General features: G+C 66.9%; 26 protein-coding genes and 1 tRNA gene. 11 read left to right on the top strand and 16 right to left on the bottom strand.

Annotated features, from left to right (window positions below; translation table 11 throughout):
• Positions 1–30: 30 nt before the first annotated feature.
• The 3 genes from A6A40_RS11945 to A6A40_RS11955 form a co-directional block, all read right to left on the bottom strand.
• A complete protein-coding gene (locus tag A6A40_RS11945) occupies positions 31–447 on the bottom strand; it encodes a hypothetical protein (RefSeq protein WP_063635589.1) in 417 nt (138 codons plus the stop codon).
• A 193-nt stretch (positions 448–640) separates the two neighbouring features.
• On the bottom strand, positions 641–2404 hold the full coding sequence (locus tag A6A40_RS11950; RefSeq protein WP_063635590.1) for a stimulus-sensing domain-containing protein: 1764 nt from the start codon (positions 2402–2404) through the stop codon (positions 641–643).
• On the bottom strand, positions 2376–3071 hold the full coding sequence (locus A6A40_RS11955; RefSeq protein WP_063635591.1) for a response regulator transcription factor: 696 nt from the start codon (positions 3069–3071) through the stop codon (positions 2376–2378). The genes A6A40_RS11950 and A6A40_RS11955 overlap by 29 nt, the downstream gene beginning before the upstream one ends.
• Positions 3072–3367: 296 nt before the next feature.
• On the opposite strand from A6A40_RS11955, the gene A6A40_RS11960 reads away from it, so the two are divergent.
• The 3 genes from A6A40_RS11960 (at position 3368) to A6A40_RS11970 (ending at position 7636) form a co-directional block, all read left to right on the top strand.
• Complete coding sequence (locus tag A6A40_RS11960; RefSeq protein ID WP_063635592.1) at positions 3368–4180, top strand: HugZ family pyridoxamine 5'-phosphate oxidase; 813 nt, start codon at positions 3368–3370, stop codon at positions 4178–4180.
• Positions 4181–4722: 542 nt separating this feature from the next.
• Positions 4723–6546, top strand: coding sequence for a phosphoenolpyruvate carboxykinase (GTP) (locus A6A40_RS11965; RefSeq protein WP_063635593.1), 1824 nt, complete (start codon positions 4723–4725; stop codon positions 6544–6546).
• A 280-nt stretch (positions 6547–6826) separates the two neighbouring features.
• The gene (locus A6A40_RS11970; protein ID WP_063635594.1) at positions 6827–7636 is read left to right on the top strand and encodes a DUF1003 domain-containing protein; all 810 of its coding nucleotides are present in this window, start codon (positions 6827–6829) and stop codon (positions 7634–7636) included.
• A 27-nt stretch (positions 7637–7663) separates the two neighbouring features.
• On the opposite strand, the gene A6A40_RS11975 is transcribed toward A6A40_RS11970, so the two are convergent.
• Positions 7664–9331: a hypothetical protein gene (locus tag A6A40_RS11975; RefSeq protein ID WP_146191558.1), complete on the bottom strand. Its 1668-nt coding sequence runs from the start codon at positions 9329–9331 to the stop codon at positions 7664–7666.
• 116 nt (positions 9332–9447) lie between these two features.
• Here A6A40_RS11975 and A6A40_RS11980 point away from each other — a divergent pair, with 116 nt between their 5' ends.
• On the top strand, positions 9448–9684 hold the full coding sequence (locus A6A40_RS11980) for a DUF1289 domain-containing protein (protein ID WP_063636254.1): 237 nt from the start codon (positions 9448–9450) through the stop codon (positions 9682–9684).
• On the opposite strand, the gene A6A40_RS11985 is transcribed toward A6A40_RS11980, so the two are convergent.
• From A6A40_RS11985 to A6A40_RS12010, 7 genes are all read right to left on the bottom strand, one after another.
• On the bottom strand, positions 9668–9904 hold the full coding sequence (locus A6A40_RS11985) for a hypothetical protein (RefSeq protein ID WP_063635596.1): 237 nt from the start codon (positions 9902–9904) through the stop codon (positions 9668–9670). The genes A6A40_RS11980 and A6A40_RS11985 overlap by 17 nt on opposite strands.
• Positions 9905–10042: 138 nt before the next feature.
• The gene (locus A6A40_RS11990) at positions 10043–10486 is read right to left on the bottom strand and encodes a ferritin-like domain-containing protein (RefSeq protein ID WP_063635597.1); all 444 of its coding nucleotides are present in this window, start codon (positions 10484–10486) and stop codon (positions 10043–10045) included.
• 1078 nt (positions 10487–11564) lie between these two features.
• On the bottom strand, positions 11565–11846 hold the full coding sequence (locus tag A6A40_RS30395; RefSeq protein WP_146191559.1) for a hypothetical protein: 282 nt from the start codon (positions 11844–11846) through the stop codon (positions 11565–11567).
• Between the two features lie 190 nt (positions 11847–12036).
• Positions 12037–12110: transfer RNA gene (locus A6A40_RS11995), tRNA-Gly, on the bottom strand.
• Between the two features lie 47 nt (positions 12111–12157).
• Positions 12158–13054, bottom strand: coding sequence for a lysophospholipid acyltransferase family protein (locus A6A40_RS12000; RefSeq protein WP_063635598.1), 897 nt, complete (start codon positions 13052–13054; stop codon positions 12158–12160).
• A 7-nt stretch (positions 13055–13061) separates the two neighbouring features.
• Positions 13062–13964, bottom strand: coding sequence for a GNAT family N-acetyltransferase (locus tag A6A40_RS12005; RefSeq protein WP_082860798.1), 903 nt, complete (start codon positions 13962–13964; stop codon positions 13062–13064).
• A gap of 373 nt (positions 13965–14337) precedes the next feature.
• Complete coding sequence (locus tag A6A40_RS12010; protein WP_014249126.1) at positions 14338–14751, bottom strand: Ros/MucR family transcriptional regulator; 414 nt, start codon at positions 14749–14751, stop codon at positions 14338–14340.
• 89 nt (positions 14752–14840) lie between these two features.
• Here A6A40_RS12010 and A6A40_RS12015 point away from each other — a divergent pair, with 89 nt between their 5' ends.
• Positions 14841–15095 (top strand): sulfurtransferase TusA family protein, encoded by a 255-nt coding sequence (locus tag A6A40_RS12015; RefSeq protein ID WP_014249127.1) that lies wholly within the window; start codon positions 14841–14843, stop codon positions 15093–15095.
• A 3-nt stretch (positions 15096–15098) separates the two neighbouring features.
• Here A6A40_RS12015 and A6A40_RS12020 read toward each other — a convergent pair whose 3' ends face one another.
• Positions 15099–15569 (bottom strand): GNAT family N-acetyltransferase, encoded by a 471-nt coding sequence (locus A6A40_RS12020; protein WP_082860799.1) that lies wholly within the window; start codon positions 15567–15569, stop codon positions 15099–15101.
• Positions 15566–16300, bottom strand: coding sequence for a tRNA (adenosine(37)-N6)-threonylcarbamoyltransferase complex dimerization subunit type 1 TsaB (gene tsaB / locus A6A40_RS12025; RefSeq protein WP_063635599.1), 735 nt, complete (start codon positions 16298–16300; stop codon positions 15566–15568). Before tsaB ends, A6A40_RS12020 begins: the two co-directional genes overlap by 4 nt.
• A 209-nt stretch (positions 16301–16509) precedes the next feature.
• Between tsaB and ddpX the strand changes: the two genes are divergently transcribed.
• The 3 genes from ddpX (at position 16510) to A6A40_RS12040 (ending at position 19002) form a co-directional block, all read left to right on the top strand.
• Positions 16510–17058 carry a D-alanyl-D-alanine dipeptidase gene (gene ddpX / locus A6A40_RS12030; RefSeq protein ID WP_063635600.1) on the top strand — a complete coding sequence of 183 codons (549 nt, stop codon included), beginning with the start codon at positions 16510–16512 and terminating at the stop codon, positions 17056–17058.
• Positions 17059–17267: 209 nt separating this feature from the next.
• Positions 17268–18320, top strand: a complete 1053-nt coding sequence (locus A6A40_RS12035; protein ID WP_063635601.1) for a polysaccharide deacetylase family protein — start codon at positions 17268–17270, stop codon at positions 18318–18320.
• Positions 18321–18489: 169 nt separating this feature from the next.
• The gene (locus A6A40_RS12040; protein WP_236783657.1) at positions 18490–19002 is read left to right on the top strand and encodes a hypothetical protein; all 513 of its coding nucleotides are present in this window, start codon (positions 18490–18492) and stop codon (positions 19000–19002) included.
• 60 nt (positions 19003–19062) lie between these two features.
• Here the strand turns inward: A6A40_RS12040 and A6A40_RS12045 are convergent, their stop codons facing one another.
• Positions 19063–19266 carry a hypothetical protein gene (locus A6A40_RS12045; protein WP_014249133.1) on the bottom strand — a complete coding sequence of 68 codons (204 nt, stop codon included), beginning with the start codon at positions 19264–19266 and terminating at the stop codon, positions 19063–19065.
• 622 nt (positions 19267–19888) lie between these two features.
• On the opposite strand from A6A40_RS12045, the gene dnaK reads away from it, so the two are divergent.
• The 3 genes from dnaK (at position 19889) to A6A40_RS12060 (ending at position 24522) form a co-directional block, all read left to right on the top strand.
• Positions 19889–21805 carry a molecular chaperone DnaK gene (gene dnaK / locus A6A40_RS12050; RefSeq protein WP_063636257.1) on the top strand — a complete coding sequence of 639 codons (1917 nt, stop codon included), beginning with the start codon at positions 19889–19891 and terminating at the stop codon, positions 21803–21805.
• Between the two features lie 151 nt (positions 21806–21956).
• Positions 21957–23108: a molecular chaperone DnaJ gene (gene dnaJ, locus A6A40_RS12055; RefSeq protein WP_063635603.1), complete on the top strand. Its 1152-nt coding sequence runs from the start codon at positions 21957–21959 to the stop codon at positions 23106–23108.
• Between the two features lie 223 nt (positions 23109–23331).
• Positions 23332–24522, top strand: coding sequence for a GGDEF domain-containing protein (locus A6A40_RS12060; protein ID WP_063635604.1), 1191 nt, complete (start codon positions 23332–23334; stop codon positions 24520–24522).
• Here A6A40_RS12060 and thpR read toward each other — a convergent pair.
• Together thpR and A6A40_RS12070 are read right to left on the bottom strand one after the other, a co-directional pair.
• Positions 24519–25061, bottom strand: a complete 543-nt coding sequence (thpR, locus tag A6A40_RS12065) for an RNA 2',3'-cyclic phosphodiesterase (RefSeq protein ID WP_063635605.1) — start codon at positions 25059–25061, stop codon at positions 24519–24521. The two genes, A6A40_RS12060 and thpR, sit on opposite strands and share 4 nt — an antisense overlap.
• A gap of 209 nt (positions 25062–25270) precedes the next feature.
• A complete protein-coding gene (locus A6A40_RS12070; protein ID WP_063635606.1) occupies positions 25271–26314 on the bottom strand; it encodes an NADP(H)-dependent aldo-keto reductase in 1044 nt (347 codons plus the stop codon).
• Between the last annotated feature and the right edge of the window lie 15 nt (positions 26315–26329).

The raw sequence follows: 26329 nt of genomic DNA on the forward strand, positions 1-26329 counted from the left end.
CACCAGCGTGGTTTGCGCCTGCGGAGCCGCTCAGTTCCCGGCAATCCCGCGGGGCGTCCGGCGGATGGCCTCCAGTTCCTGGGCAAGGGCGTCTCGGCGGCGGATCATCTCCTCCAGATCCTCCAGCTCCGCCGCTTCCTGGCAGGCGTCGCGGAAGTCCTTTTCCCGCTGCAGCCGGACCAGCAGGACCTTGTAGTTGTCGGCGATGCTGGCGAGATGGCGTTGCGCGCCCTGCAGAGCCTCCGCCAGCTGGTTGCGTTCCCGCGCGCCGTCGCGCATCAGGCGGGCCAGTTCCCCCTGCTGCCGTCCGGCATCGCGGATCAGGCGGGCCAGCCGGTAGCGGCGGAGGTCGACGACCTCGGCCGCAGCCGGTACGGGTCCGCGGGACTGGGAACCCGATGTGGATACCCTGTTCGCGAACGAATCGGGCGGAGCGGAGTCAGGCATGGCAACCCCACATGTTTGTTCCTGGGGATGGCCACCCTTCGATCACCGCGTGGAACAGAAGCAAACAACCGGACCGATAGGGACCGGTTGCTTTATCAGCCGGCAAGCGAGAACGACCACCACCATGATCCGTCGATAAACACGGCTTGTCCACCCGATAGTGCTGGGGATGTATGTATTCTGGCCGAAGGGCTCATAGCAAAGGCAGGACTACGATGAAGTCGGCGCCGTCGACTGCCTCCTCCGATACCTGACGGTTCCGCACGCATATCGAACCATTGTGGGCGCTGACTATCTGCTTTGCTATCGAAAGTCCAAGGCCGGAATGGGTCCCGAACTTCTCGCCCACCGGACGTTCGGTGTAAAAGCGGTCGAAGATCGCCTCTTCCTTTCCCTCCGGGATGCCCGGCCCCTGGTCGGACACCACCACCGTCACGGTGTGCCCTGTGCGCCGGGCGGACAGCCGCACGATACCGCCGGGCGGCGAGAAGGACAGGGCATTGTCGATCAGGTTCTGGAACACCTGCGTCAACCGGCCCTCCAGCCCCGGCACCACCAGCCGCTCGCCCGCGGGAATGTCGATCACGACGCGGGGCGGCATGGGCCGGACGTCCTCCGCGCCACCCTCCCCAAGCGCATCCACACCCCCGGCCGCCACCGTCTCGTCCACGGTTTCGGCGACCGTCTGGCGCAGTTCGGCCAGCATGGTCAGCAGCAGGCCGATGTCCACCGGCTCCGGTTCCGCCCGCGACAGCTCGGCGTCCAGGCGCGAGGCGTTGGAGATGTCGCTGATCAGCCGGTCCAGCCGCTGGACGTCGTCGGCGATGATCGCCATCAGCCGGTCGCGATGACGCGGGTCGCTGACCCGGCCGGCCGTCTCCACCGCGCTGCGCAGCGAGGTCAGCGGGTTCTTGATCTCGTGGGCGACGTCGGCGGCAAAGCGTTCGATGGCATCCATCCGCGTCCATAGCGCGTCGGTCATCTCGCGCAGCACGCCGGACAGTTCACCGATCTCGTCGCCGCGGCGGGTCAGGTCGGGGATGCCGGCATGGCGTCCGTGGCTGGTGCGCAGCCGGTCGGCGGCCTGGGCCAGCCGGCGGATCGGCCGGGCGATGGTGCCGGCCAGATAGAAGGACAGGGCGATGGTGACCAGGAGCGCCACGCCGAACACCCGGAGAATGTCGAAGCGGACGGAGCGGATGGCGCGGTCGATCTCGCCGCCGCTGCGGGCCAGCAGCACGGCACCCAGCACCTCGCGGTAGCGCTGCACCGGCACCGCGACCGTCAGCAGCAGTTCCGGATCGCCGCCTTCGCCGTCGACGCGCCAGACGGTGGCCGCCGCCTCGCCGCCGAGCGCCCGCTCGACGTCGGGGTTCGGCCGGCCGGGCGCCTCGCGGTAGGCCGGCAACCCCTCGCGGCTCGGCACCACGTCGATCAGCCGGGTGTAGAGGTCGTTGATCGCGCGGCTGACCGGGTCGCCGGCCGGCGGTGTCGGCAGCTCGCGGATTTCGATGCGCCCCTGCGAGCCGACCAGCACCCGGCTGTCGGACAGCATGTGCCCGTCGATGTCGTACAGGCGGGTGCGGGTCGCCGTCGCCTCGGCCAGCCGGCGGACCATCGGGCGGGCCAGCTCGGGCGCCAGCTCGAACCGCTCGCCTCCTTCGTCGCCGGTGGGGGAGGGGGCCGTCAGGATGCGGTTCACCGCGCCCTCGCCCAGCGCCGACGCGAAGATGCGCGCCTCGGTCGCCAGCGCCTCGGTCTCCGCCTGGATCAGCCGGTCCTGGTAGCGGCCGAGATAGAGCAGCCCGGCCAGCAACACCAGCAGCGCCAGCACGTTCACCGCCAGGATGCGCAAGGTCAGCGGCGACACGCCGCGCCGCCGCGCCGGCCTCTCCTTGGGTCCCGCTCCGCCCGTCGCGGACACCGGCCTACTCCTTGTACCGGTAGCCGACGCCATAGAGTGTTTCGATCTGGGAGAAGTCGGGGTCGACAGCCTTGAACTTCTTGCGCAGCCGCTTGATGTGGCTGTCGATCGTGCGGTCGTCGACGTAGACATGTTCGCCATAGGCCGCGTCCATCAACTGGTCACGGTTCTTCACATGCCCCGGCCGCTGGGCCAGCGCCCGGACCAGCAGGAATTCGGTCACCGTCAGGTCGATCGGCTGGCCCTTCCAGCTGCAGGCGTGGCGGGCACCGTCCAGCAGAAGCGGCCCGCGGGTGATCATCTGGCCGGGATCGGCCTCGGCGGTCTCGCCGCGCAGCGCCTCGCGCCGCAGCAGAGCGCGGATGCGTTCGATCAGCAGACGCTGTGAGAAGGGCTTCTTGATGTAGTCGTCGGCCCCCATGCGCAGGCCCATCAGCTCGTCCAGCTCGTCATCCTTGCTGGTCAGGAAGATGACGGGGATGTGGCTGGTCTGACGCAGACGTTGCAGCAACTCCATGCCGTCCATGCGCGGCATCTTGATGTCGAGCACGGCAAGGTCGGGCGGGCGCTGGGTCAGGGCGCGCAGCGCCTCGGCGCCGTCCGTATAGGTGCGCACGTCGAAACCTTCGGCCTCCAGGGCGATGGAGACCGAAGCCAGGATGTTGCGATCGTCATCCACCAGGGCGACGGTGTGGGCCATGGTCGTAACAGCTTCCCAATCGGTCAGAGCGGAACGGTCGAGCGGGGTGGAACCTGAAATGTTAGCGGAAACATCGGGCATAGGACGAGTGGTCATTCCAATACTTTATGCCAGAACTCAGGTACCAGCGGCAGTTTTCTCTTTTCCCGCGGCATTTGTATGGTCCAATATGGCGGCAATGCGGCGCCGAACAACGGTGCCGCGCGGGAGAACGCACTCGTTTTGGAATGAGTTTTCTGAACGCCCTTTCGGCGTCCTCTCCGTCCGGAATCGATCCGGATGCGAGGGAGGGCGCATTGCCTCCCGGTGACCGCCAGGACGGCACGGCTCCGGCCACCAGCGCCCGGCGCCTGATGCGCGCCTGCGACCGTGCGGCGCTGGCCACCGCCCGGCGGCCGGACGACACCGGCAGCGCCGATGCCGGCGGTGTGGACAAGGGCGGCTGGCCCTATCCATCGCTGGTGCTGGTGGCGTTCGACCATGACGGCAGCCCCCTGCTTCTGCTCTCCACGCTGGCCGACCACACCCGCAACCTGCTGGCCGACGGCCGGGTCGGGCTGCTGTTCGACGGCACCGCCGGGCTGGCGCGGCCGCTGACCGGTGCGCGCCTGTCGGTCCTGGGCCGGGCGGAGCGGTCGGACGAGCCCCGCCACCGCGCGCGTTACCTGCGCCGCCATCCCGACGCCGCCTTCTATGCCGGCTTCGCCGATTTCTCCATCTACCGCGTGACGGTGGAGCGCGCCCATCTGGTCGCCGGCTTCGGCCGCATCCATTGGCTGTCCGCGGCCGAACTGGACCTTCCCGCTTCCGCGCCGGCACTGGCGATGGGAGAGGCGGACCTGCTCGACCGACTGAACGGCGAGGGCTATGGCCCCCGGCTTGTTCCCTCCACCGATGAGGACGGCGCCGGGCAACGGGAAAGCTGGAGCTTGACCGGGGTGGACCCGGACGGATGCGACCTGCGACGCGGGGGGTACGTCGCCCGCGTCGATTTTGAACAGAGAATCCGCGACCCGGAATCGGCTAGACTGATGCTGGATGCACTGATCAGGCCGCAGGACGGGACCGGACCGCCAGGACATGCGACAACCGCCGACGGGGGCGCCTGACGGACCCCGAAGCCCAAAAAGGGACGCCCGACCAACAGGGACGCCCGGACAAAGGGCCACCGAAAAGAGCCCGACCGTAAAAGCCAAAGAAGCCGAAGGCGGAACACGCCAAAAGGCGCGATTACAGACCGAGAGAGACGAGAAGCCAACCGTCAGCCCGAACGACCGGCCGAGAGGTCGCTTCGACACGACCGGGCGCCGCACCAAAAACAAGAAAGCGGCGCTTGGGCATGCGCAACCAGGAGAACACTTCAGTGGACCATAACGGATCGACCCGTTTCCCGTCCGGGCCAATGGCCCCCAGACCTGTCGCCTCAGGGCCACCCTTTGCACCGTTTCGTCGCCGCGCCTGCGCGGTGCCGCCGATCCCGGCTGGCCTCCGGCCCTGCCGCCCGTTCGGACCGGCACCGCGCTGACCGGGCCGCCGATCCGGCGGACGCCTTCCATCTGACACGACAACGGACAAAGACGGCCGGACCAGCCTCGGGACACCGAAGGGATGCCCGACGCGACGGTACCGGCCCAGCCTTCGAGAGGACGATATGACTGGCAATATGCGGACGCGGAACAAGAAGCTCCTGGCCTGGGTCGAGGAGATCGCGCTGAAATGCAAGCCGGAGCGCGTTCACTGGTGCGACGGGTCGCAGGAGGAGTATGACCGTCTCTGCAACGAGATGGTCGAGGCCGGCACCTTCATCCGCCTGAACGAGGCCAAGCGCCGCAACTCCTTCCTGTGCCGCTCCGATCCGGGCGACGTCGCCCGTGTCGAGGACAGCACCTACATCTGCTCGCGCTCGCGCGAGGAAGCCGGTCCGACCAACAACTGGATGGACCCGGAGCAGATGAAGGCCAAGCTGGACGGCCTGTTCGAGGGCTGCATGCGCGGCCGCACCATGTATGTGGTGCCGTTCAGCATGGGGCCGCTGGGCTCCGACATCGCGCACATCGGCGTGCAGATCTCCGACAGCCCCTATGTCGCCGTCAACATGCGCCTGATGACCCGTATGGGCCAGAAGGTGCTGGACATCCTGGGCGACGGCGACTTCGTCCCCTGCCTGCATTCCATCGGCGCACCGCTGGAGCCGGGCCAGCAGGACGTGGCGTGGCCCTGCAACGCCGACAACAAGTACATCGTCCATTTCCCGGAGGAGCACCGCATCGTCTCCTACGGCTCCGGCTACGGCGGCAACGCGCTGCTCGGCAAGAAGTGCTTCGCGCTGCGCATCGCGTCCTCCATGGGCCGCGAGCAGGGCTGGCTGGCCGAGCACATGCTGATCCTGGGCGTGGAAAGCCCGACCGGCGAGAAGACCTATGTCGGCGCCGCCTTCCCGTCGGCCTGCGGCAAGACCAACTTCGCCATGCTGGTCCCGCCGAAGGAGTTCGAGGGCTGGAAGGTCCGCACCATCGGTGACGACATCGCCTGGATCAAGCCGCAGCCCGACGGCACGCTGCGCGCCATCAACCCGGAGGCCGGCTTCTTCGGCGTCGCCCCCGGCACCAGCGTGAAGTCGAACCCGAACGCGCTGAAGACGCTGGACCACAACGTCATCTTCACCAACGTCGCGCTGACCGACGACGGCGACGTCTGGTGGGAGGGCCTGACCGACGAGGCGCCGGCCCACCTGATCGACTGGCAGGGCAAGGACTGGACGCCGGGCTGCGGCCGCGTCGCCGCCCACCCGAACAGCCGCTTCACCGCTCCGGCGGCGCAGTGCCCGTCGATCGACCCGGCCTGGGAGGATCCGGCCGGCGTTCCGATCAGCGCCTTCATTTTCGGCGGCCGACTGTCGAAGACGTTCCCGCTGGTGTTCGAGGCCTATAATTGGCGCGAAGGCGTCTATTGGGCCGCGACCATGGGCTCGGAAGCCACCGCCGCCGCCGTCGGCCAGGCCGCCATTCGCCGCGACCCGTTCGCCATGCTGCCCTTCTGCGGCTACAACATGGCCGATTACTGGAACCACTGGCTGTCGATGGAAGGCAAGATCGAGAGCCTGCCGCGCATCTACCGCGTCAACTGGTTCCGCAAGGACGAGAACGGCAAGTTCGTCTGGCCGGGCTTCGGCGACAATATGCGCGTGCTGAAGTGGATCGTCGACCGCGTCCGCGGCCGCGCCACCGAGGTGGCGGAATCGCCCTTCGGCTATTCCCCCCGCTACCAGGATCTGAACTGGTCCGGCCTGAACTTCCCTGCCGACAAGTTCGCCAAGATCATGGACATCGACCGCAAGGAGGCCGAAGCCGAGGCGAAGGACCAGGAGGAACTGTTCAACCGCTTCGGCGACCGGCTGCCCAACGAGATCGAGCAGCAACGGATCGCCCTGCTGAAGCGTCTGGAGAACAGCCCGGACGTCTGGCGCATCGGCTGAGCGGCCCGAACGGATCGCAGGTAAGGATAGGGGCTGCCGCAAGGCGGCCCCTTTTTCCTTGTGCGGCCGTCAAGGATGAACCGCCTGTCATCTTGGACCCGCCAAAGCGGCGGCCGGACATATCCCGCGCCGCCGCAAGCCTCCAGCCGTTGCAACGTTTTCCTTTCTCCACCAACGCTACGGCGGGCCCTGCGGTCTTGCAGCGATTTAACCGGCTTGTCGCAATGGTCAGGCATAAAGTCGGCCACCCCGGTTCGCGCATTCGAGGGAGGGCGCCATCATGACCGACCATCAGCTTCCGCCAGAGGACGGCGACGAGTCCGCAGTGCCGAACCTCGGCCTTGGCAACGAGGATGCTGGCCTGGAGGATGCTGGCCTGGAGGAGTCCGGCACGCTGGCCTCCAAGCGCCAGCCCTGCGCCATCAGCGGCAAGCGCCGGCCCAAGCGCGACCTGATCGCACTGGACGCGCTGCGCCCCAACCTGGCCGACCGCATCCGCCACGACCACCCGCATCTGGAGCCGGACGCGCAGATCAGCCGGCAGGAGTTGGCGCGTTACCGCTCGCTCTATGTTGCGGAGTTGCTGAAGGAGGAGCATGGCGAGCTGAGTGAACTGGACCGCGAGGTCGCCGAAAGCCTCGCCCGCCACGAGACGCTGGCCGAGAACCCGGAGGAGGAATATGACGACCGCCGCACGCTGGGCGAACGGCTGTCGGACGGGCTGGCCAGCTTCGGCGGCAGCTGGGCCTTCCTGATCTCCTTCGCCTTCTTCCTGTGTGTGTGGATGCTCATCAACATCCTGGAAGGCGACACGCGGGCCTTCGATCCCTACCCCTTCATCCTGTTGAATCTGCTGCTGTCCTGCCTGGCCGCCATCCAGGCCCCGGTCATCATGATGAGCCAGAAGCGGCAGGAGGCGAAGGACCGGCTGCGCTCGGAAAACGATTACCGCGTCAACCTGAAGGCCGAACTGGAAATCCGGCACCTGCACGAGAAGATGGATTACCTGATCCAGCGCCAATGGCAGCGCCTGACCGAAATCCAGCAGCTGCAGTTGGAGATCATGCAGGAAAAGCGTCTGCGCAGGTGATCGCTTGCCGCAAGGACGGTGGCCGCGTCAACGCTTGCGCTTGCCGTCCAGTTCCAGCATGCCGCGCAGTGCGGCGATGGTCTTGCTGAGCGGTGTCGGATCGACCGGCTTGGAACCCTGCCTGGCAGGCGGCTCCGTGGGCTCCGCCTCTTCCACGGGAGGGGCGGGCGGCTCGCGGCGGGGCGGCGGGCGCGGCTTGCCGGCACGCGGCTTCGACGGCGGAGCGGACGGCGGAGGCGGGGGCTCGGACGCCACCTCTTCCTCGATCAGGCCGCGCAGGGCCTTCATCGCCTCTTCGATCTCGCGTTCCTGGGCGGAGCGGCGGCCGGCCGGCGCCGGATCCCGGTCGGGGTCCAGCTCTGGACCGGCGTCGAAACCGGGCAGCGGATCGTCCCCGCTCCCGTCCTCATGCTGCCAACCGGTCGCCGCGCCGGGGATCCTATCGCTGTTGCTTTCAGGGCCATTGCCGATGCCCCTTGTCTCCGCTGCAGGCGGCTTCCGCGGCGGGGGCAAAGCATCGTCGTCCGGGTCGTTGGCCGCATCCTCGATCATCGACCGCAAAGCCGCGAGGGTGCGGTCGAAGCCTTCCTCATCCTCCGGCGGCGGGGGCGGGCGCTGGGCACGGCGTTCGGCACGGTGCTGGTCGAAATCGAGCGGCTCATCGGCCGGCGGCGTAGCGGGCTTGACCGGCTTGATCGCCGACCGCTCCGAAAGCCGAGCAGCCGGCTTTTCCGGATCGCGGATCGCGAAGGACAGAATCTCCTCGTCCGACGGCTCCTCATCATCATCGAAGCCGTCCACCTCGTCGCGGTCGTCCTTCTCCACCCGCCAGCGGTCGGAAGCCGGATCGGCCCAATCCTCCTCGAAATCCTTGCGCACCAGAACCTTGTGGGAGAAGACCGGCGGCTCGTCCTCTTCCACCCGCCCGTCGTAGTCCGCTTCGGGTTCCTGCGGCTCGAAGTGACGGGCAGCCGCCGGCGGACGGTCTTCCGGTTCGTCGTCCTCGCTCCAATGGGCCTGGGCCAGCAGGCGATGCATCGCCGCCAGCGTCTCGTCCCCGCCATCGTCGGGATCCGCGTCGGGAACATTGTCGCGGGCAGTCTCCTTCCCGGCGGGGCGGGCAGGCGGGGGCGGATCGTCCCAACCGTCATCGACCGGTTCGCCGCCATCCAGATCGCCATCCCGGCCGGGGTCGTCATCGTCCGGCCTGATCGCACCCAACCGTGCCGCCATATCGGCCAGGGAAACCGGCTCCCACAGCGGAGCGGCGCCGGTTTCCCCCGGACCATCGGCCACCAGATCGGACAGCGGAAGCTCCGACAGCGGCTTGCTGCGCACAGGGGCGGCGGGAGCAAGTGGGGGAGGAGGGGGAGGCGGAGAAACGGACTGCGCTCCCTCCACCGGACCGTCGCCACGCAGCGAAGCGAGCAAACCGTTCAGAGCAGCCAGCGGGGCGTCGAAGGACGGCTCCTCGTTCGCGGCATCGAAGGAGGAGGCCGGCGGTGCCGCCAGGATCGGCCGGCTTTCGATGTCGCGGGAGTCGCAACGCGAGCAGCGGTAATGCGGCGCGATCGACAGCACCGGATAGTTCGGGCCGAAGCGCCGTTCCAGCATGGCACGGGGAAGCACGCCGCCATGCCCGCAGGCGCGGCAGCGCAGTTGCACGTCGGCGTCGATGTCACGAAGGAACAGCATGCGGGCCATGCCGCTCAGTATAGCGGCGGGCCTGCGGCTTTCCCATCCCATTCGGGCGAGGTGGATGGCGCGACGCCCCGCTTGCCGCGTTGCAGCAGTCTTGGCACAGTCACGCCATGACGCAAGCGCCCCGCAACGATCAGGTTCCATCCCCCTGCATCCGGCTCTGCACGCTGGACGAGCAGGAGGTCTGCGTCGGCTGTTACCGGTCGCTGAACGACATCATGAACTGGAGGGACCTCGATCCCGCCGGGCGCCTCGCGGTGCTGGACGCGGCGGACCGGCGTCGTGCGGCGGCGGCTGGGACCGGGATAGGGGGGCAGGCGCCCGGCCGGGTCACACCGCGCGGGTGACGGTCAACCCCTGTTCGGACAGGCTGTCGAAGACATCCTTGAACTTCCGCAGATAGCGGGAGCGGTAGGCGTCGAAATCGGCGGCGATGGCCGCCTCGGCATTCTTGGACTTCTTGAATTCGGCCACGCGGTGGGCATTCTCGGCGTGGTAGAGGGCAAAAGCGCCCTTGGTGACCAGATCGTTGCCGGACTGGTCTGCTTTCTGTGTGTCGCTGTTCATCAATCCATGTCCAGGTGGAGCCGACATCCGGCCACCAAAGCCGGATGATCGGCGGGGCAATTGGTCCGGCCATCGGCCGGGACCACGGATTGAAAGCCTACGCCCGCTCCGGCGCCCCCGCAATGCTGCGACGCACCATCACGCCACCACCCCACGCAACGCCGCCATGCGGTCACGGTCGACGCGGATGCGATCCAGATGCTGGGCTATGACGGCGGTGACGGGCAAGGGAAGCTCCTTTCCCATGGCGTCGTCATAGCGGCGCAGGCATTCGGTTTCACCGCGTTCGACCTCTGCGATGATGGCGGCTCGGTCGTGGCCCATGACGGCGGATTTCAGTTCCAGGAAGAACCGGTGGGCACCACCCATCATGGTGCCGCCCATGTCGGGCGCCCCGCCCTGTTCGGCGACGAGCCGCTGAATCTCTCGGACGATGGCACCGCGCTGGGCGGCCAGATCGTTGAACAAGGCCTTCAGATCCTCGTCCTCGGCTGTTTCGGCGGCCTGACGGTAGCCTTCGTGGCTGTCCTCGACGATGCGGATCAGGTCATTGAGCGTATCGACGATCTGGTCTTTTTCCATGACGGCAGGTCCTCCCAAACATCCCCTTCGCTGCCACAACCCTGCCGTGGGGCTGAATGTTCCCGCCCCGTATCGGGAGCAATCGGGGGTGCACCGGCGGGGTGCGCTGACGGCCTTAAGCCGCTGTTCGGGAAACGGAGTGCAGGGCGGACAGGCAGCCGGACAATTCCCGAGAAGCTCCGGCGGGCAACAGAGCAGACACCATGCCCGATCAGCACCATCGCGTCCGACATCAGGCCGAAGACCGATCCGATCAGGAGATTTGCCATGACCCGACCATCGTCGCCCCGAGGAAGGACAACCGCAACCACCCGACCATACTCTGCCAACGGCCGAACGTCACCAGCAGGAGGCCGGTCGTCGACACCGGTCGTCGACAGGGGGCGGGGCGGCAATGCCGGTCGCTGCAATGTGAGGAATGGCGGTAAATGGGTGAAGATCACTCAGTAGAAATGCCATCATGGAGCACCTTCGCATGAAGATCATGCTGCAACGCAGCATAAGTTGAGGATAGCCGTCTCCAATGGTTGCATATTTATTAATGATGGTATGTTCAGAGACATCATAGAATATATCCGCTACATTGACCCAGAAAATTGACGGTTTCAATCACCTAAAGCAGGCCTGATTGTGTGGGGAATATTTTTTATTCTCTGCAAAAATTCTCACAAACAAGCAGTTTTTGATCTGCCTGCCCATACGGAAGGCAGCGATTTCGGGTTGGAACCTGTCCATCCTTGTTGTTGGCAACGAGGAGCGACGGCGGCATTCTCGCACCGCCACGACCGTGTTGTTATCGACGTCTATGTCTATGGACGCGTTGTGGCCGTGATCGGGGGATCATCGCAAATCTGGGGAAAGAGCATGGCGCCGTACGGACGGCATCCCGCGTCGCTGGGATGGGAACCGAAGCCAAAATCAGCCAAAACCGGCACCACGCGCGCCCAATCCGGGCGTACGACGCGTAACGGTCCGCTGTGCTGCGCCTGCGGGCGGTCGATCCGCACGGGTGATCCGCATTGGGCCGGTCACGGCGACCAGCGCCCCTGGCATTATGCCTGCGCCGAGCGGGCGGGCCTCACATGGTCATGGGCTTCCCGCCCGGCCATGCCCCCTCTTCCCGTTGCGGAGATGGATTGACCGCGGCTTTCCCGTCCTCGCCGCTCACTGGAACTGGGGAACCACCTGATCCGGCCAGCGCCGCCTCGCGCCCCCGGCGATAGGCATCGCGCTCCGCCTCCAGAATAAATTCCGCCAGCCGTCGTTCGAACTCGCGCTCCACCAGGGTAGAGAAGAGGTCGATGCGAAAGCGCGCCTGGAGGCACCGGCTGAGTCGGCGTGCTCGTTCGATTGGCCGCATGGGCTTTCCCCTTCGGACAGACGGAGGATACCGCCCAGCCTCAAGGATCGCCGCCAGTCCGGCAATCGCCCCATCGGCGAACCATCAACGCAAAAGAGAGCGCCCATCCGCACCCATCGGCACGGACCGCCCAGCCACCACGATCAAACTTTCAAAAGGGTATTTTTCAAGCCGCAACCGGTGCGGAACTTGGAGCGGGTGAAGGGAATCGAACCCTCGTCGTAAGCTTGGGAAGCTTCTGCTCTACCATTGAGCTACACCCGCGCGCCCGCTGTTTATAGGCGACTGCCGCGGCGGATACAAGAGCGGAATCAAGCACTCCCGTGCGCAGGGTCGCTGATCGCCGGGGCGGAGGCGGGAGAAGCCGCTTCCTGCGGAGCGGTGTCCTTGGTCCGGACCGGTGCATCGGGGCGGCCGGAGATGGCGCGGGCAACGCCGTCGGCAACCACGCGCTGGCAATGGTCCGCCAAAGCCTTGCGGCTGGAAAAGCCGTCTATGGTGACCGGCGGGTGGAACTCCACCTCGATCGTCATGCCGCCGAGACGGAAGGCCTGCCACAGGTGCGGCACCAGATCCATGTCGCCGTACCACGCATAAAAGGGGCGGAAGGCGATGCCCATCGGAATGCCGTCGAGCCGGGTGGCCGCGATACTGACCGGCTGGACCGTCAGCGGACGGCCGTCGATGCGGCGGGCGGCGACGGCGAACAGCGCGGTCTTGAAGGAAAGGGTGCGGTTGCCGTCGCTGGAGGTCCCCTCGGGGAACAGGATCAGGCTGTCGCCGGCATCCAGGCGGCTGCCGATGTCGTCGCGCTGCTTGTCGACCGAAGTACGGGCCTTGCGCTCCACGAAGACCGTACGCTGAAGCCGGGCGAGCAGGCCGAAGAAAGGCCAAGTCCCGACCTCCGTCTTGGCGACGAAGGAACCGGGGATCAGCGACCCCAGCACCGAGATATCCAGGTAGGAAGAGTGGTTGGATACGAACAGCACCGGTCCGCCGGACACCTGTTCGCCGCGCACCACCACATCCAGCCCCATCAGCCGGGTGCAGACGCGGTGATAGAAGCGCGGCAGGGTGCGGCACAGACGCCATCCCCGCGCCACGGCAAACGCCTGGAGCGGGATCAGCAGCAGTGTCCACAGCAGGTACAGGCTCAGGCGCAGGGCCCCGCGGCCGGATGATCCCAGGGCGCGCGCGGTACGGGTCATGATCGCCTCAGCTGCCCTGGCTGTCGCGGCTGCGACGTTCGTAGTGCTTGAAGTACTTGTCGGTGATCAGGTCGGTCTTCACCACGATGCAGACATCGGTGGTGTTGAACTGATGGTCGATGACCGCACCGTCGCCGATGAACCCGCCCAGGCGCAGATAGCCCTTGATCAGCGGCGGCAGGATGTTCAGTGCCCGCCGGGGATCGATGAGATCCTTCGGCATGCGGTCCAGCGACACATGACGTTCCGGCAGGGCCATCGCCCGCAGCTCGGCCGGGGCGAGGTGATGGTGGTAAAGGTAGGACAGCGGCTCCGCCAAGGCATCCGGATCGGTGCCGGGCAGGCTGGCGCAGCCGAACATCAGGGCGATGTCATGCTGGAACACATAGGCGGCGATGCCCTGCCACAGAAGCTGCATGCTGCCGCGCGAGCGGTAGCCGGCATCGACGCAGGACCGCCCCAGCTCCAGCACCTCGCCGGGATAGCTGGCAAGCCGGCCGATATCGTATTCGTCGCTGGAATAGAAGCGCCCGACCTTCTCGGCAGCGGGCCGGCGGATCAGGCGGTATGTGCCGACCACCATGTCCGGGCCGTTGCCGCGCGCATGGTCGATGACCAGCAGATGGTCGGCCACATCGTCGTAATCGTCGAAGTCGCGGCCCTGGGCCTGCATCGCAGGGGAGGGGATCGCCGCCATCTCTTCGTAGAAGACGCGGTAGCGCAGGGCCTGCGCCCAATCGATCTCTTCCGCGGACCTGGCCAGCCGCACCTCCAGCGTGCCCAGGCGGATGCCGTCCATGAGCCTGCCCGACACAGCCGCATCGGAATCGGCGGTGTCCTGTATCGACGCCTCGCCCCGCTCCGGGCTGGTCAGGGTCATGTCCGGCTGGTCCAAGCTTGCATCAGCCATGTCGACGGTCCGCTGCGATGGTTCGGGACGATGCGCCGCGCCGGCTGTCCCCGCCGGGGCCCGGACGGCCACGCCGGGACGAACAGCGCCGCACCCAGCGCAAGGGATAACACGATCAGGCGGTTCCCGGTCAACCGACATCGTAGGCGCCGCCACCCGGTCGGGGCCGGGATCCGCGGTCCTGCAGGCTGGGCTTCGGACCTGATGGTTGGGGGGCGATCGCCTGCCCATGACGATTGTCAGGTGACCGCGAAAGGCTAGGCGCGGTGGCCAGGGAAACAGGGCTCACCGGATATGGGACCGGCCCCAAGAGGATGGGCCAGAGCGGGGGCGTCGTGATCGGCGCCCGCCCACCCTGCCGAAATTCCGATCCTCAGGCGCCGCGGCGGGCGCGGGTGCCAAGGCCGATCTGCTTGGCCAGCGAGCTGCGCTGGCGCGCGTAGTTCGGCGCAACCATCGGGTAGTCGGCCGGCAGGCCCCAGCGGTCCCGGTATTCTTCTGGGGTCATATTGTACGCCGTCTTCAGATGGCGCTTCAGCATCTTCAGCTTCTTGCCGTCTTCCAGGCACACAATATAGTCCGGTGTGACCGACTTCTTGATCGGCACTGCGGGCTGCGGCCGCTCCTCCGCCACCACCGGTTCGGTGCCGACATTGGCCAGCGACTTGTAGACCTGCTCGATCAGGGTCGGAAGATCGGTCAGTGCGACTGTATTGTTGGAGACATGCGCCGCCACGATCTCCGTGGTCAGAGACAACAGCGCGTTGGAAGGGGACCCGTTGCTCATGTAAGCTTGCTCCGCGGCATTCGTACATCACCATATAAAGAGGTTTTCTGCGGCGTGCAATATCCATCCTTTGGAACAAAGAGGAATCGGTGACCGAAAAAAGCTCCACAGACTTGTTTCTCGACATCACCTCGCAGGTTTGTCCGTTAACCTTCGTCAAAACCAAGTTGATGGTGGAGCGGATGGACGCGGGGCAGACTCTCGAAGTCCGGCTGAATGCAGGCGAACCCTTGGAAAACGTTCCACGATCCTTGATGGAGTTGGGTCACAGCATTCTGTCGGTCCACCCCGAACGATTGGATGAACCGGAGGGAGTTCACCGCCTGATCCTGCGGAAAAATTAACTCCTATACCCCGTCGATATCGCGGCGCAGGACAAGCGCCGCGATCCGGCCGTCAGGTCGTTTGTAGTATCCGGGACGGCGTCCGACGGAAAAGAAGCCGCAAGCCTTGTATAGAGTCCATGCCGCCTGGTTGTCTTCGGCGACCTCGAGAAACAGCGCAGTCGCTCCCAGGTCACGGGAACCGGCAACCGCGGCCTCGACCAGCAGACGGCCGACACCTCCCCGCCGGGCCTGCGGCAGCACGCCGATGGCCAGGATCTCCGCGTCCTCCGCCGCGACCCGGGCCATGACGAAGCCGACCGGCTGGTCGAGCGCGTCGAGCGCGATGATTGCGAAACCGGCGGGCGGGGTGGACAAGGTGGCGACCGACGCCTCGTCCCACGGATCCTCGGGGAAGCAGGCCTGCTGCAGGGCGGCGACCACACCGGACTCGAACCGGCCGGCAGCGTGCAGACGGAAGGCGGGCACGGTCACGGACCTCGTCCCCCAGCGGTCTTCTCTGCGGTCCTGGCACCGGCCGCCTTCGGCAGGGTGACGTCGGGCGGACGAAGATAGAAGGGTTCGGCCGGCAAGCCGGTCGGACGGGAAGCCCCCAGCGCCGCCACCACCGCGGCATCCGGCAGCCCGTTGCCCGAAGCAACCTCCAGCCCGACCCATCCGGCCAGCAGCGGGACCAACGCCGCCGCCGCGTCGCCGGCCAACAAAAGCGGTCCCGACGGGCACAGCGCCTCGAGCCAGCCGGGGATCGCCGCCGGGTCAGGCATCGCCGGTTCCCCCACCGTCGCCAGCGCGGGGTCATAGAGCTGCAGGAAGGGCTCGGCCCGCCGGCTGTCGACGGCAACAAGCAGGGGACGCCCGGCGCGCTCGGTCTCCGGCACGCCATGGGCGATGGCGTCGAAGCTGGTGATGCCGACCACCGGAAGATCCCGTGCGACGGCGATCCCGCGGGCGGCAGCCAGCGCGATGCGCAGCCCGGTGAAGGCGCCCGGCCCGACGGTGACGGCGATGCGGTCGAGGTCGCCGAACGCGGCGCCGGCCTCCGCCAGCACCTCCTGCGCCAGCGGCACCAGCACCTCCGCCTGCCCGCGAGCCATCGGGGCACTGCGCCGCACGGTGACGCGCGCTGCACCCGCCATGCCGGCCGTTCCCTCCCACAGCGCGGCCGAACAGCCGGACGTTGCCGTATCCAGACCCAGAACCTTCATCTCCCCACCTTCCTCATGGCCGGCGCAGCGGGTTTGCCGCCATGCCGCCCCATCTTCATACGAGCCTGCCTTCACCACGGATTGCCTGCCGGACACAATCCCGCAAGGCCCGCCGGCCCCGGCATGGCAGACCCGCGACCATGGCAGGCGGCGCCGACGCCATGCTAGAGCTCGTGCCCTTCCCCAATACGCCGACGATTGCCCTTTCCATGCTCACCGAAATCGCCCCCCCGGCCTTCGACATCGACCTGGAGCTTCTCTATGCCACCGCCGACAATCTGTCGGGCGCGCCGATCTACCGGTCGGCGGTGTGCCTGCTGCACCCCGACGCGGCCAGCCGGCTGACCGACGCCATCCGGCTGGCGCGCGGGATCGGCTGCCGGTTGCGCGTGTACGATGCCTTCCGCCCGGCAGAGGCGCAATGGCGGCTTTGGCACGCATTCTCCGATCCGACCTACATCGCCGACCCCCGCCTGGGCTCCAACCACACCCGCGGCGTGGCGATCGACCTGACCCTGGTGAATGGTATGGGCGAGCCGCTGGACATGGGCACCGGCTTCGACGCGATGACGGAGCGGTCGCACCATGGCCGCAGCGACCTGACCGCAGAGCAGCAGCGCAACCGCGCCATGCTGCTGGGCGTGATGGTCGCCGCGGGCTGGGAACACTACTCCTCCGAATGGTGGCATTACCAGCTGCCGGATGCCGGGCGCTATCCCCTGCTGACCGATGCCGCCGCCGGCGGTCGGCTGATGTAGGAGCGGCCGATACAGGCCGGGCCTCACCCCGACGACGCCCGTATCGGGGCGTGTGCCACCGATCACGCATTCCATTGTTGCACGCGCGCACCGCATCGCAGCCCTTAGCGGGAAAGTAACGGTCGGCGCTTGTTCGCATGGCGGAGACTGTGGCACACCCTTTGCGTCGGGACGGAGGTCGTCCCGGCCAGCCTATTCCGCAGGACGCCATGCCGTTCCGTCGTGCCGTCAGGGTTTTTGCCGCCGCCGCGCTGTCCGTCTGGACTGCGCTCGTGCCGGCGTCGCGGCCGGCCATCGCCGATTCAGCCCCTCCGCCCGGCGCCAGCGCGGTCGTCTTCGCCTATGACCGCTTCGGCGAGGACCAGAATTCTTCGATCAGCATCCGGATCGACCAGTTCGAAGCCCATCTGGACGAGCTGACGGATGGCGACTACCGCGTGCTGCCGCTGCCGAAGATCCTGGATGCGCTGCGCACCGGCAAGCCGCTGCCCGACCGCACGGTCGCAATCACCATCGACGAAGCCAGCCGCTCCGCCTTCACCGAGGCTTGGCCAAGGCTGAAGGCGGCCAATCTGCCCTTCACGCTGTTCGTCGCGACCGACCCGGTGGACCGCGGTTCCCCCGCCCACATGACCTGGAGCGAAATCCGGCAGCTGGCGGCGGCCGGCGTCACCATCGGCGCGCTCGGCACCTCCACCCAGTCGATGCTGGCGCGCAGCCCGGACCAGCTGGCCGCCGACCTGCGCCGGATGTCCGACCGCTTCCAGACCGAGCTGGGGCGGCGCCCGACGATCTTCTCCTACCCGCAGGGAGAATATTCGCTGGCGGTGCGGCAACTGGTGATGGATCAGGGCTTCACCGCCGCCTTCGGCCAGCAATCCGGGGTGCTGCACGCCCAGGCCGATCCCTGGAGCCTCCCGCGCTTCGTCATGAACGAGACCTACGGCAATGCCGACCGGTTCGAGTTGGCCGCCAACGCCCTGCCGCTGCCGGTGTCGGACCTGACGCCCGACGATCCCCTGGTCACCGTCAACCCGCCGCCTCTGGGCTTCACCATCGCCGACGGGGTGGGGGACAGTTCGAAGCTGGCCTGCTTCGCCACCGGCCAGGGCCGCACCGCACTGGAGCGCATCGCGGAAGACCGGGTGGAGGTCCGCATCAAGGATGCCTTCCCGCCGGGCCGCGCCCGCGTCAACTGTACCCTGCCGACCGCCGACGGCCGCTGGCGCTGGCTGGGCGTGCAGTTCCTGATCCCGGATTGACGTTCTGAAGGATTTCCCCAGGGACTTCGGTGAAGCCAAAGGGTTCCGATAGGGCATTGGCGGCACGGCTCGCGGCGCCTATGGTGCCGGCCCCGGCGCACCGTTCGGCGTGCGCGGAAAAACCCGGGAGGGAGCGATGGCGCAAGGCCCCCAGATGCAGAACGGACACATGGCGAATGAACCGGGATCCGACATCGGCTGGGCCGACACGGTGCGGTTCCGCCTTCCACCGGGCTGGGCAGTCGATGTGGAGGAACATGAAGGCCAACCCGTCGGCACCTTCCGGCCACCGCCGCCGGCCGCGGGCGTGCTGCGGCTGGTGACCGACAGGGTGACGCCTCGGCCTGACTCCCGCAGCGCCGCAGACACGCTGCAGGAGATGGCCCTTCGCTTTGTCAGGCCACAGGATCCACGGGCCGGCGACCGGACGGTGGAAAGCCGTGCCGATGGCGCGGTGATCGCCCAGGCGATGATGCGGACGGAGGAAGACGGCAGGGCCGAGACCCATTACCTCTGGCTGGTCGGCGCAGAACGTCTTGAAGTGGCGAATACCGCAGGGGGAACAGTGGCGGCGGTCGCGATGTTCAGCTTTGCGCTGCCCGCTCTGATGGATGGCGACGACTCCTGCGCCGAGATGCTGGGCAGGATCGACGACGCCATCCGCAACGCGGAAATACTGTAAATCCCGCCGGCTGCCGTGCCCGGGCTGCCGTGCCCGGAGCACCGAAAGCCGGTATTCAGGTCAGCAGTGGCCGGCACCTGTGGCCATCAGCGCCTTCAGGCGGACGGACTTCGGATCGTGGGCGACTGCCGCCTCTTCCGCAGCCAGGGCGGCAAGGCTGATGAAGCGCGCCAGGTCGTCCAGATCGCAGCGCGTCGCGTCGCTCATCAGGCTGTCCAGGCAGGACTTGATTGCCAGGGCCACATCGCGTCGTTCGTCCATCATCGCGCTTCCCTTTCACACCTGTGTGACCAGCTTTGCATGGAACCGCATGCTGTGGCGGCTGCGACGCAGACGTCGCCGGCCCATCCCTTTGCGGCCATCCCCTATAGCGCAAAGGAGATAGCATATTCCTTTCGTGATTTCACTAATAGATTTGCCATTCCATGAATAAACACAACAACCGCGAATTGATTGGAAGCAGCTTTGCACTCAGTTGCTTGTTAATGAAAGGTTAACTTCAGAAGATGGTTCACAATCAAACCATTATTCACTTGTAACACTGGTGACGATTTGAATCAGACGGGAGGAATATCGGGATATTCATCTTCATGGATTTGAATACACGGGTATTCTACTAATGCGGAACGCGGGACGGCAACGCCAGCGGGAAGGACGAGACGGCCGCGATTTTTCCCCGCTTTTGCGGGCCGAAAGGCGCGGCACCCTGTTGCAGCCAGAAACGGCTCCGCCTATATCTCCGCCAGCACGGGCCGGACCCCACGGATCGGAACTCCATGGGACAGGCCCCCAAGCGCTCCACCGACGTTTCACCGACCCTATGGGGATCGCGGCGGTGCCGGACCAGACGGGCCGCCACGCATCTGCCGAACGAAAGAGGCTGAACATGAGCAAAGTGATTGGTATCGACCTCGGCACCACGAACTCGTGCGTCGCCGTGATGGAAGGCGGCAGCGCCAAGGTGATCGAGAACGCCGAGGGCGCGCGGACGACGCCGTCCATGGTCGCCTTCAGCCAGGGCGGCGAGCGGCTGATCGGCCAGCCCGCCAAGCGCCAGGCGGTCACCAATCCGGAAAACACCCTCTTCGCGATCAAGCGTCTGATCGGCCGCCGCTTCGACGATCCGCTGACGAAGAAGGACCAGGGCCTGGTTCCCTACCGCATCATCTCCGGCGACAACGGCGACGCCTGGGTCGAGGCGCACGGCAAGAAGTACAGCCCCAGCCAGATCAGCGCCTTCATCCTCACCAAGATGAAGGAGACCGCCGAGAACTATCTGGGCGAGAAGGTCACGCAGGCGGTCATCACCGTCCCCGCCTACTTCAACGACAGCCAGCGCCAGGCCACCAAGGACGCCGGCAAGATCGCCGGGCTGGAAGTCCTGCGCATCATCAACGAGCCGACGGCCGCGGCACTCGCCTACGGCATGGAGAAGAAGGGGTCCGGCACCGTCGCGGTCTATGACCTGGGCGGCGGCACCTTCGACATCTCCGTGCTGGAGATCGGCGACGGCGTGTTCGAGGTGAAGTCGACCAACGGCGACACCTTCCTGGGCGGCGAGGACTTCGACAGCCGGGTCATCGAATATCTGGCCGACGAGTTCAACAAGGAGCAGGGCATCGACCTGCGCAAGGACAAGCTCGCGCTGCAGCGCCTGAAGGAAGCTGCGGAGAAGGCGAAGATCGAGCTGTCGTCCACCACGCAGACCGAAGTCAACCTGCCCTTCATCACCGCCGACCAGACCGGTCCGAAGCACCTGAACATCAAGCTGACCCGCGCCAAGCTGGAAGCCCTGGTGGACGAGCTGGTGCAGCGCACGATCGAGCCCTGCAAGGCGGCCCTGAAGGATGCCGGCCTGAAGGCCAGCGAGATCGACGAGGTGATCCTGGTCGGCGGCATGACCCGCATGCCCAAGGTCATTGATGCGGTGAAGCAGTTCTTCGGCCGTGAACCGCACCGCGGCGTCAACCCGGACGAGGTGGTCGCCATCGGCGCCGCCATCCAGGGCGGCGTGCTGAAGGGCGAGGTCAAGGACGTCCTGCTGCTCGACGTCACCCCGCTCAGCTTGGGCATCGAGACGCTGGGCGGCGTCTTCACCCGCCTGATCGACCGCAACACCACGGTCCCGACGAAGAAGAGCCAGACCTTCTCGACCGCCGAGGACAACCAGAACGCCGTCACCATCCGCGTCTTCCAGGGCGAGCGCGAGATGGCTGCCGACAACAAGATGCTGGGCCAGTTCGATCTGGTCGGCATCCCCCCGGCCCCGCGCGGCGTTCCGCAGATCGAGGTGACCTTCGACATCGACGCCAACGGCATCGTCAGCGTCACGGCGAAGGACAAGGCGACCGGCAAGGAGCAGCAGATCCGCATCCAGGCCTCGGGCGGCCTGTCGGACGCCGACATCCAGAAGATGGTCAAGGACGCGGAGGCCCATGCCGACGCCGACAAGAAGCGCCGTGAGCTGGTCGACGCCCGCAACCATGCCGACGCCCTGATCCACACCACCGAGCGGACCATCAAGGAGAACGGCGACAAGATCCCGGCCTCCGACAAGACCGCCGCGGAGGCTGCCGTCGCCGAGCTGAAGTCGGTGCTGGACAGCGAGGATCTGGACGGCATCAAGGCGAAGACCGACGCGCTGGCCCAGGTCTCGATGAAGCTGGGCGAGGCGATGTACAAGGCCGGCCAGGGCGAGGCCCCGGCGGCGGGCGGCGAGGCGCCGGGCGCCCAGCCGAACGAGCCGGGCGTCGTCGACGCCGACTTCGAAGAGGTCCAGGACGACAAGAAGAAGTCGGCCTGATCTCAAGGCCAGCTTCTTTTTGATACGGACCTGACGCGAGCATCGATGGCCCGCCGCCTTTTCCCGGCGGCGGGCCTTCGGTATGCTGGGGTCAGGCTCCGACGCGACGCGGACAGTTTGGACCAGAACGACTCAAAGGCGGTCGGCCCCCATGGCGAAACAGGATTATTACGAGCTGCTCGGTGTGGCGAAGAGCGCCAGCGCGGATGAGCTGAAAAAGGCTTATCGCAAGATGGCGATGCAGTACCACCCGGACCGCAACCAGGGTGACAAGGACGCCGAGCAGAAGTTCAAGGAAATCAGCGAGGCGTATGACGTCCTGAAGGACGATCAGAAGCGCGCGGCCTACGACCGGTTCGGCCATGCCGCCTTCGAGGGTGGCCGTGGTCCGGGCGCGGGTGCCGGGGCCGGCGGCTTCAACTTCGACTTCGGCGGCGGCGGCGGTTTCGCCGACATCTTCGACGAGATGTTCGGCGAGTTCATGGGCGGCCGTCGCGGCGGCGGCGGTGCGTCCGGCCGCGGCCAGGACCTGCGCTACAATCTGGAGATCGGGCTGGAGGATGCCTTCAAGGGCACCCAGACCACCATCCGCGTGCCGACCACCGTGCAGTGCGACGGCTGCAACGGCTCCGGTGCGGCGGCGGGAACCCAGCCGATCACCTGCCCGACCTGCCAGGGTCACGGCAAGGTGCGGGCGCAGCAGGGCTTCTTCACCATCGAGCGGACCTGCCCCGGCTGCCACGGCGCCGGCAAGGTCATCAAGGACGCCTGCAAGAACTGCGGCGGTTCCGGCCGCCTGCGCAAGGAAAAGACCCTTCAGGTCAACATCCCCGCCGGCGTCGAGGACGGAACCCGCATCCGTCTGGCGGGGGAGGGCGAGGCGGGCCTGCGCGGCGCGCCGGCCGGCGACCTCTACATCTTCCTGGCGCTCGCCCCCCACCCGATCTTCCAACGCGACGGCGCCAACATCCACTGCCGGGTGCCGATCCCGATGACCACGGCGGCCCTCGGCGGTTCGGTGGAGGTGCCGACCATCGACGGCACCCGCACCAAGGTGACGGTGCCGCCAGGCACCCAGTCCGGCCACCAGTTCCGCATCAAGAGCAAGGGCATGTCGGTGCTGCGCAGCGCCCAGCGCGGCGACATGTACATCCAGGCGGTGGTGGAAACCCCGGTGAACCTGACGAAGCGCCAGCAGGAGCTGCTGCGCGAGTTCGAGGGCGCAGCCAAGGAAGGGTCGAACCCGCAGTCGGAGGGCTTCTTCGCCAAGGTGAAGGAGCTTTGGGAAGACCTGAAGGACTGAACGGCCTTTCACACCCTCAGGACAGGCATTGCAGACGGGCGGCGTGTCGCTGACGCGCCGCCCGTTACTTTTTGCCGCATGGCTGGAGCTTTCCGTGCTTTTGCAAGGCCGGAACGCCATTTCCACGCGAAAGCCGTTGAAGGGATGGTCATGCGCGTGTAATCACCCACCATGGCGAATTCTTCGGCGACATGCCCGGCCGATGCCGGGGGCAGGCGGCTGCATGCGGGTTGACAGGCTCCTCCCCGCCCTGTTCGGCGCCTTTGTCCGGGGCGACGAACTGCCCACGCTGATCCAGCCGACCAACCACACGCCCATCCTGCAACGGCGGCGCGCCGCGATGATCCAGTCGCGCGTGCGGATGGTGGCGCTGATCTTCGGTATCCTGACGCCATTGTGGATCGCCATCGACGTCACCGTCTTCGACTGGTCGCTGGCGATCTGGCTGATCGTCCTGCGCCTCACCGCCAGCGCCGCCTTCCTGGCGCTGGCCTTCGACCGCCGGTCCTGCGAGGACATGGCCGGCGCCTGGCGGCGGCTGGCCGCCCTGCTGGCAATCCCGACACTGTTCTTCGCCATCTCCCACCCGCTGCTCTACAACCAAGGCGTCGACGACCTGCGCATCGCGGTAAGCGCCGGCTACGGCTATCTGCCCTTCGTGATGGTGGCGGGTCTCAGCGTCTTTCCGCTGACCGCCCTGGAAGGCGCCCTGTTCGCCACCCCGATGCTGGCCGCCCATCTGGCCGCCGGCTTCTACGGGTCGCTGGTGATGCCGTTCCCGTCCTACATCAGCGCGCTGTGGCTGCTTGCGCTGATCGCGGTGGTCGCGACGCTGGCGGCGATCAGCCAGCTGCATTTCATGATCGCGCTGCTCGAGCAGGCGGCGCACGACACGCTGACCGGCGCCTTTTCCCGCCGCATCGGCGAGGAGCTGCTGAAACTCCAGGTCGCCCATGCCGAACGGACGTCACAGGCGCTGACGGCCATCTTCATCGACCTGGACGATTTCAAGACGGTCAACGACCGTCATGGGCATGAGGAGGGCGACCGGGTCCTGCGCCATGCCGCCAACACCATCCGCAGCCTGCTGCGCCAGTCCGATGCGCTGATCCGCTGGGGCGGGGAGGAGTTCCTGATCGTCATGCCCGACACACCGATGGACGGCGCGATGATCGCGGTGGAGCGGATGCGGCGCGCCGGTTTCGGCAAGCGGCCGGACGGCAGCCTGCAGACCGCCAGCATCGGCATCGCCGAACAGACGGCCGACCGGCCCGCCGACTGGGAAGCCCTGGTGGAACTGGCCGACCAGCGCATGTACCGCGCCAAGCAGGACGGCAAGAACCGCGTCATCGGACCGGGCGACCGCATCAATCCGAACACCGACTCCCAGCCCTGGGATGAGTTCCTCGCCTAAGCGGTATCGAGCGGATACTCCCGCAGCGCCTCATACACCGCCCCGCCATTGCCGAGATGGCTGCGGTAGAGCGTGACATGCTCCACCGGCATCGGGCCGGCGCGGAACAGGCCGCGGTCGGACAGGAAGCGGCCGATACGGTCGGCCGGTGCGTCCTTCAGCCGGGCGAGCGTGACATGGGGGGAAAATTTCCGCTCTTCGGCCGGGAGGCCGCAGCGGACGAGTGCGGATTCGACCTTGGCCTGAAGATGAGCCAGTGCCTCGTTGCGCTCCACCCCCGCCCACAGCACCCGCGCCTTGCGCGCGCTGCCGTATACGCCGACCCCGTCGAGGGTAAGCGGGAAGGCCGGCGCCCGGACTTCGGTCAGCGCGGTGTCGATGTCCATCGCCTGATCCTCCGGGACCTCGCCGATGAAGCGCAAGGTGAGGTGCAGGTTCTCAGGCTCGGTCCAGCGCGCACCGGGCACCCCGCCGGCCAGCCCGGCCAACCGCTGGCGCGCCTCTTCCGTCAGGGCGATGGCGACGAACAGGCGGAGCATGGGACACCTCCATTGATCGGTGGAGTTAGACCCCCACCTAACCTCCCCGCTGGGCGGGGGAGGGACTGCCGCTGAACGCCGACAAAGCTCCAATTCCCTCCCCCGCCCAGCTCTCGCACAAAGCTCCGCTTTGTGCTGACGCGACAGGCGGACCGTAGGTCCGCTGAGAGCGGGGGAGGGTCAGGGTGGGGGCAACCGCAGCCGGCGCTTTACGGACACGGATCCGGCATGCGGTTGTGCACGGCGCCAATCTCCGCCATCACCTCCGGCGACAGGGTCAGGTTGATAGAGTCGATGTTGGAGATCAGCGTCTCCATCGTCGTCGCCCCGATCAGCGAAGAGGTGACGAAGGGTTGCTGCAATGTGAAGGCGATGGCCATCTGGTTGGGCGCCAGACCGTGGCGGCGGGCGATGTCCAGATAGGCCTCCGTCGCTGCGTCGGCGTTGACGGTGGCGTAGCGCGACGGCCGGTGGTCGAGCGCGCGGCGGCTACCCGGAGGAATGGCGCCGTTCAGGTACTTGCCGGTCAGCGTTCCGGCCGCCAGCGGCGAATAGGCCAGCAGCCCGACATCCTCGCGCAGAGCCACTTCAGACAGCCCGTTCTCGAAGGTCCGGTTCAGCAGGTTGTAGGCGTTCTGGATCGAGGCGACGCGCGGCAATCGCGCCACCTCTGCGGCGCGCAGGTAGCGCATGACGCCCCAGGGGCTTTCGTTCGACAGGCCGACATGCCGGATCTTTCCCGCCTGCACCAGTTCGGCCAGCGCCGCCAGCGTCTCCTCGATCGGCACGCCGTCCTGCTCGGGCTTGTGCTGGTAGGTGCGGCCGCCGAAGCGGTTGGTGACGCGGTCGGGCCAGTGGATCTGGTAGAGGTCGATGTAGTCGGTCTTCAGCCGCGACAGGCTGGCCTCCACCGCCGCGAAGAGGTTGGCGCGGTCCAGCCGCGACTTGCCCTCGCGCACCCAGCCGAAACCGCCGGCCGGCAGGCCGATGATCTTGCTGGCGAGGATCACCCTGTCGCGCTTCCCGCGCGACTGGAACCAGCTGCCGATCACCTCCTCCGTCTTGCCGTAGGTGTCGGCGGTGGGGGGAATGGCGTACATCTCCGCCGTGTCCCAGAAATTGATGCCGCGGTCCAGCGCCGCGTCCATCTGGGCATGGCCTTCGGCCTCGGTGTTCTGGCGGCCCCAGGTCATGGTGCCCAGGCCGATGGCGCTGACCGACAGGCCGGTGCGGCCGAGCGGACGATACTGCATCCGAAACGTTCCTTA

It is taken from the genome of Azospirillum humicireducens (assembly GCF_001639105.2).
GTDB lineage: Bacteria > Pseudomonadota > Alphaproteobacteria > Azospirillales > Azospirillaceae > Azospirillum > Azospirillum humicireducens.

Bases quoted from the DNA above. Each gene is read 5' to 3' on its own strand.
- A6A40_RS12035 (WP_063635601.1), top strand. From the start codon at position 17,268: ATGCCGTTCCGTCGTGCCGTCAGGGTTTTTGCCGCCGCCGCGCTGTCC.
- A6A40_RS11955 (WP_063635591.1), bottom strand. From the start codon at position 3,071: ATGGCCCACACCGTCGCCCTGGTGGATGACGATCGCAACATCCTGGCT.
- A6A40_RS11965 (WP_063635593.1), top strand. From the start codon at position 4,723: ATGACTGGCAATATGCGGACGCGGAACAAGAAGCTCCTGGCCTGGGTC.
- A6A40_RS12040 (WP_236783657.1), top strand. From the start codon at position 18,490: ATGGCGAATGAACCGGGATCCGACATCGGCTGGGCCGACACGGTGCGG.
- A6A40_RS12000 (WP_063635598.1), bottom strand. From the start codon at position 13,054: ATGACCCGTACCGCGCGCGCCCTGGGATCATCCGGCCGCGGGGCCCTG.
- tsaB (WP_063635599.1), bottom strand. From the start codon at position 16,300: ATGAAGGTTCTGGGTCTGGATACGGCAACGTCCGGCTGTTCGGCCGCG.
- ddpX (WP_063635600.1), top strand. From the start codon at position 16,510: ATGCTCACCGAAATCGCCCCCCCGGCCTTCGACATCGACCTGGAGCTT.
- A6A40_RS12010 (WP_014249126.1), bottom strand. From the start codon at position 14,751: ATGAGCAACGGGTCCCCTTCCAACGCGCTGTTGTCTCTGACCACGGAG.
- A6A40_RS11980 (WP_063636254.1), top strand. From the start codon at position 9,448: ATGACGCAAGCGCCCCGCAACGATCAGGTTCCATCCCCCTGCATCCGG.
- dnaJ (WP_063635603.1), top strand. From the start codon at position 21,957: ATGGCGAAACAGGATTATTACGAGCTGCTCGGTGTGGCGAAGAGCGCC.
- A6A40_RS11945 (WP_063635589.1), bottom strand. From the start codon at position 447: ATGCCTGACTCCGCTCCGCCCGATTCGTTCGCGAACAGGGTATCCACA.
- A6A40_RS12060 (WP_063635604.1), top strand. From the start codon at position 23,332: ATGCGGGTTGACAGGCTCCTCCCCGCCCTGTTCGGCGCCTTTGTCCGG.
- A6A40_RS11985 (WP_063635596.1), bottom strand. From the start codon at position 9,904: ATGAACAGCGACACACAGAAAGCAGACCAGTCCGGCAACGATCTGGTC.
- A6A40_RS30395 (WP_146191559.1), bottom strand. From the start codon at position 11,846: ATGCGGCCAATCGAACGAGCACGCCGACTCAGCCGGTGCCTCCAGGCG.
- dnaK (WP_063636257.1), top strand. From the start codon at position 19,889: ATGAGCAAAGTGATTGGTATCGACCTCGGCACCACGAACTCGTGCGTC.
- A6A40_RS11975 (WP_146191558.1), bottom strand. From the start codon at position 9,331: ATGCTGTTCCTTCGTGACATCGACGCCGACGTGCAACTGCGCTGCCGC.
- thpR (WP_063635605.1), bottom strand. From the start codon at position 25,061: ATGCTCCGCCTGTTCGTCGCCATCGCCCTGACGGAAGAGGCGCGCCAG.
- A6A40_RS11970 (WP_063635594.1), top strand. From the start codon at position 6,827: ATGACCGACCATCAGCTTCCGCCAGAGGACGGCGACGAGTCCGCAGTG.
- A6A40_RS11950 (WP_063635590.1), bottom strand. From the start codon at position 2,404: ATGGCGTCGGCTACCGGTACAAGGAGTAGGCCGGTGTCCGCGACGGGC.
- A6A40_RS12070 (WP_063635606.1), bottom strand. From the start codon at position 26,314: ATGCAGTATCGTCCGCTCGGCCGCACCGGCCTGTCGGTCAGCGCCATC.
- A6A40_RS12045 (WP_014249133.1), bottom strand. From the start codon at position 19,266: ATGATGGACGAACGACGCGATGTGGCCCTGGCAATCAAGTCCTGCCTG.
- A6A40_RS11990 (WP_063635597.1), bottom strand. From the start codon at position 10,486: ATGGAAAAAGACCAGATCGTCGATACGCTCAATGACCTGATCCGCATC.
- A6A40_RS12005 (WP_082860798.1), bottom strand. From the start codon at position 13,964: ATGGCTGATGCAAGCTTGGACCAGCCGGACATGACCCTGACCAGCCCG.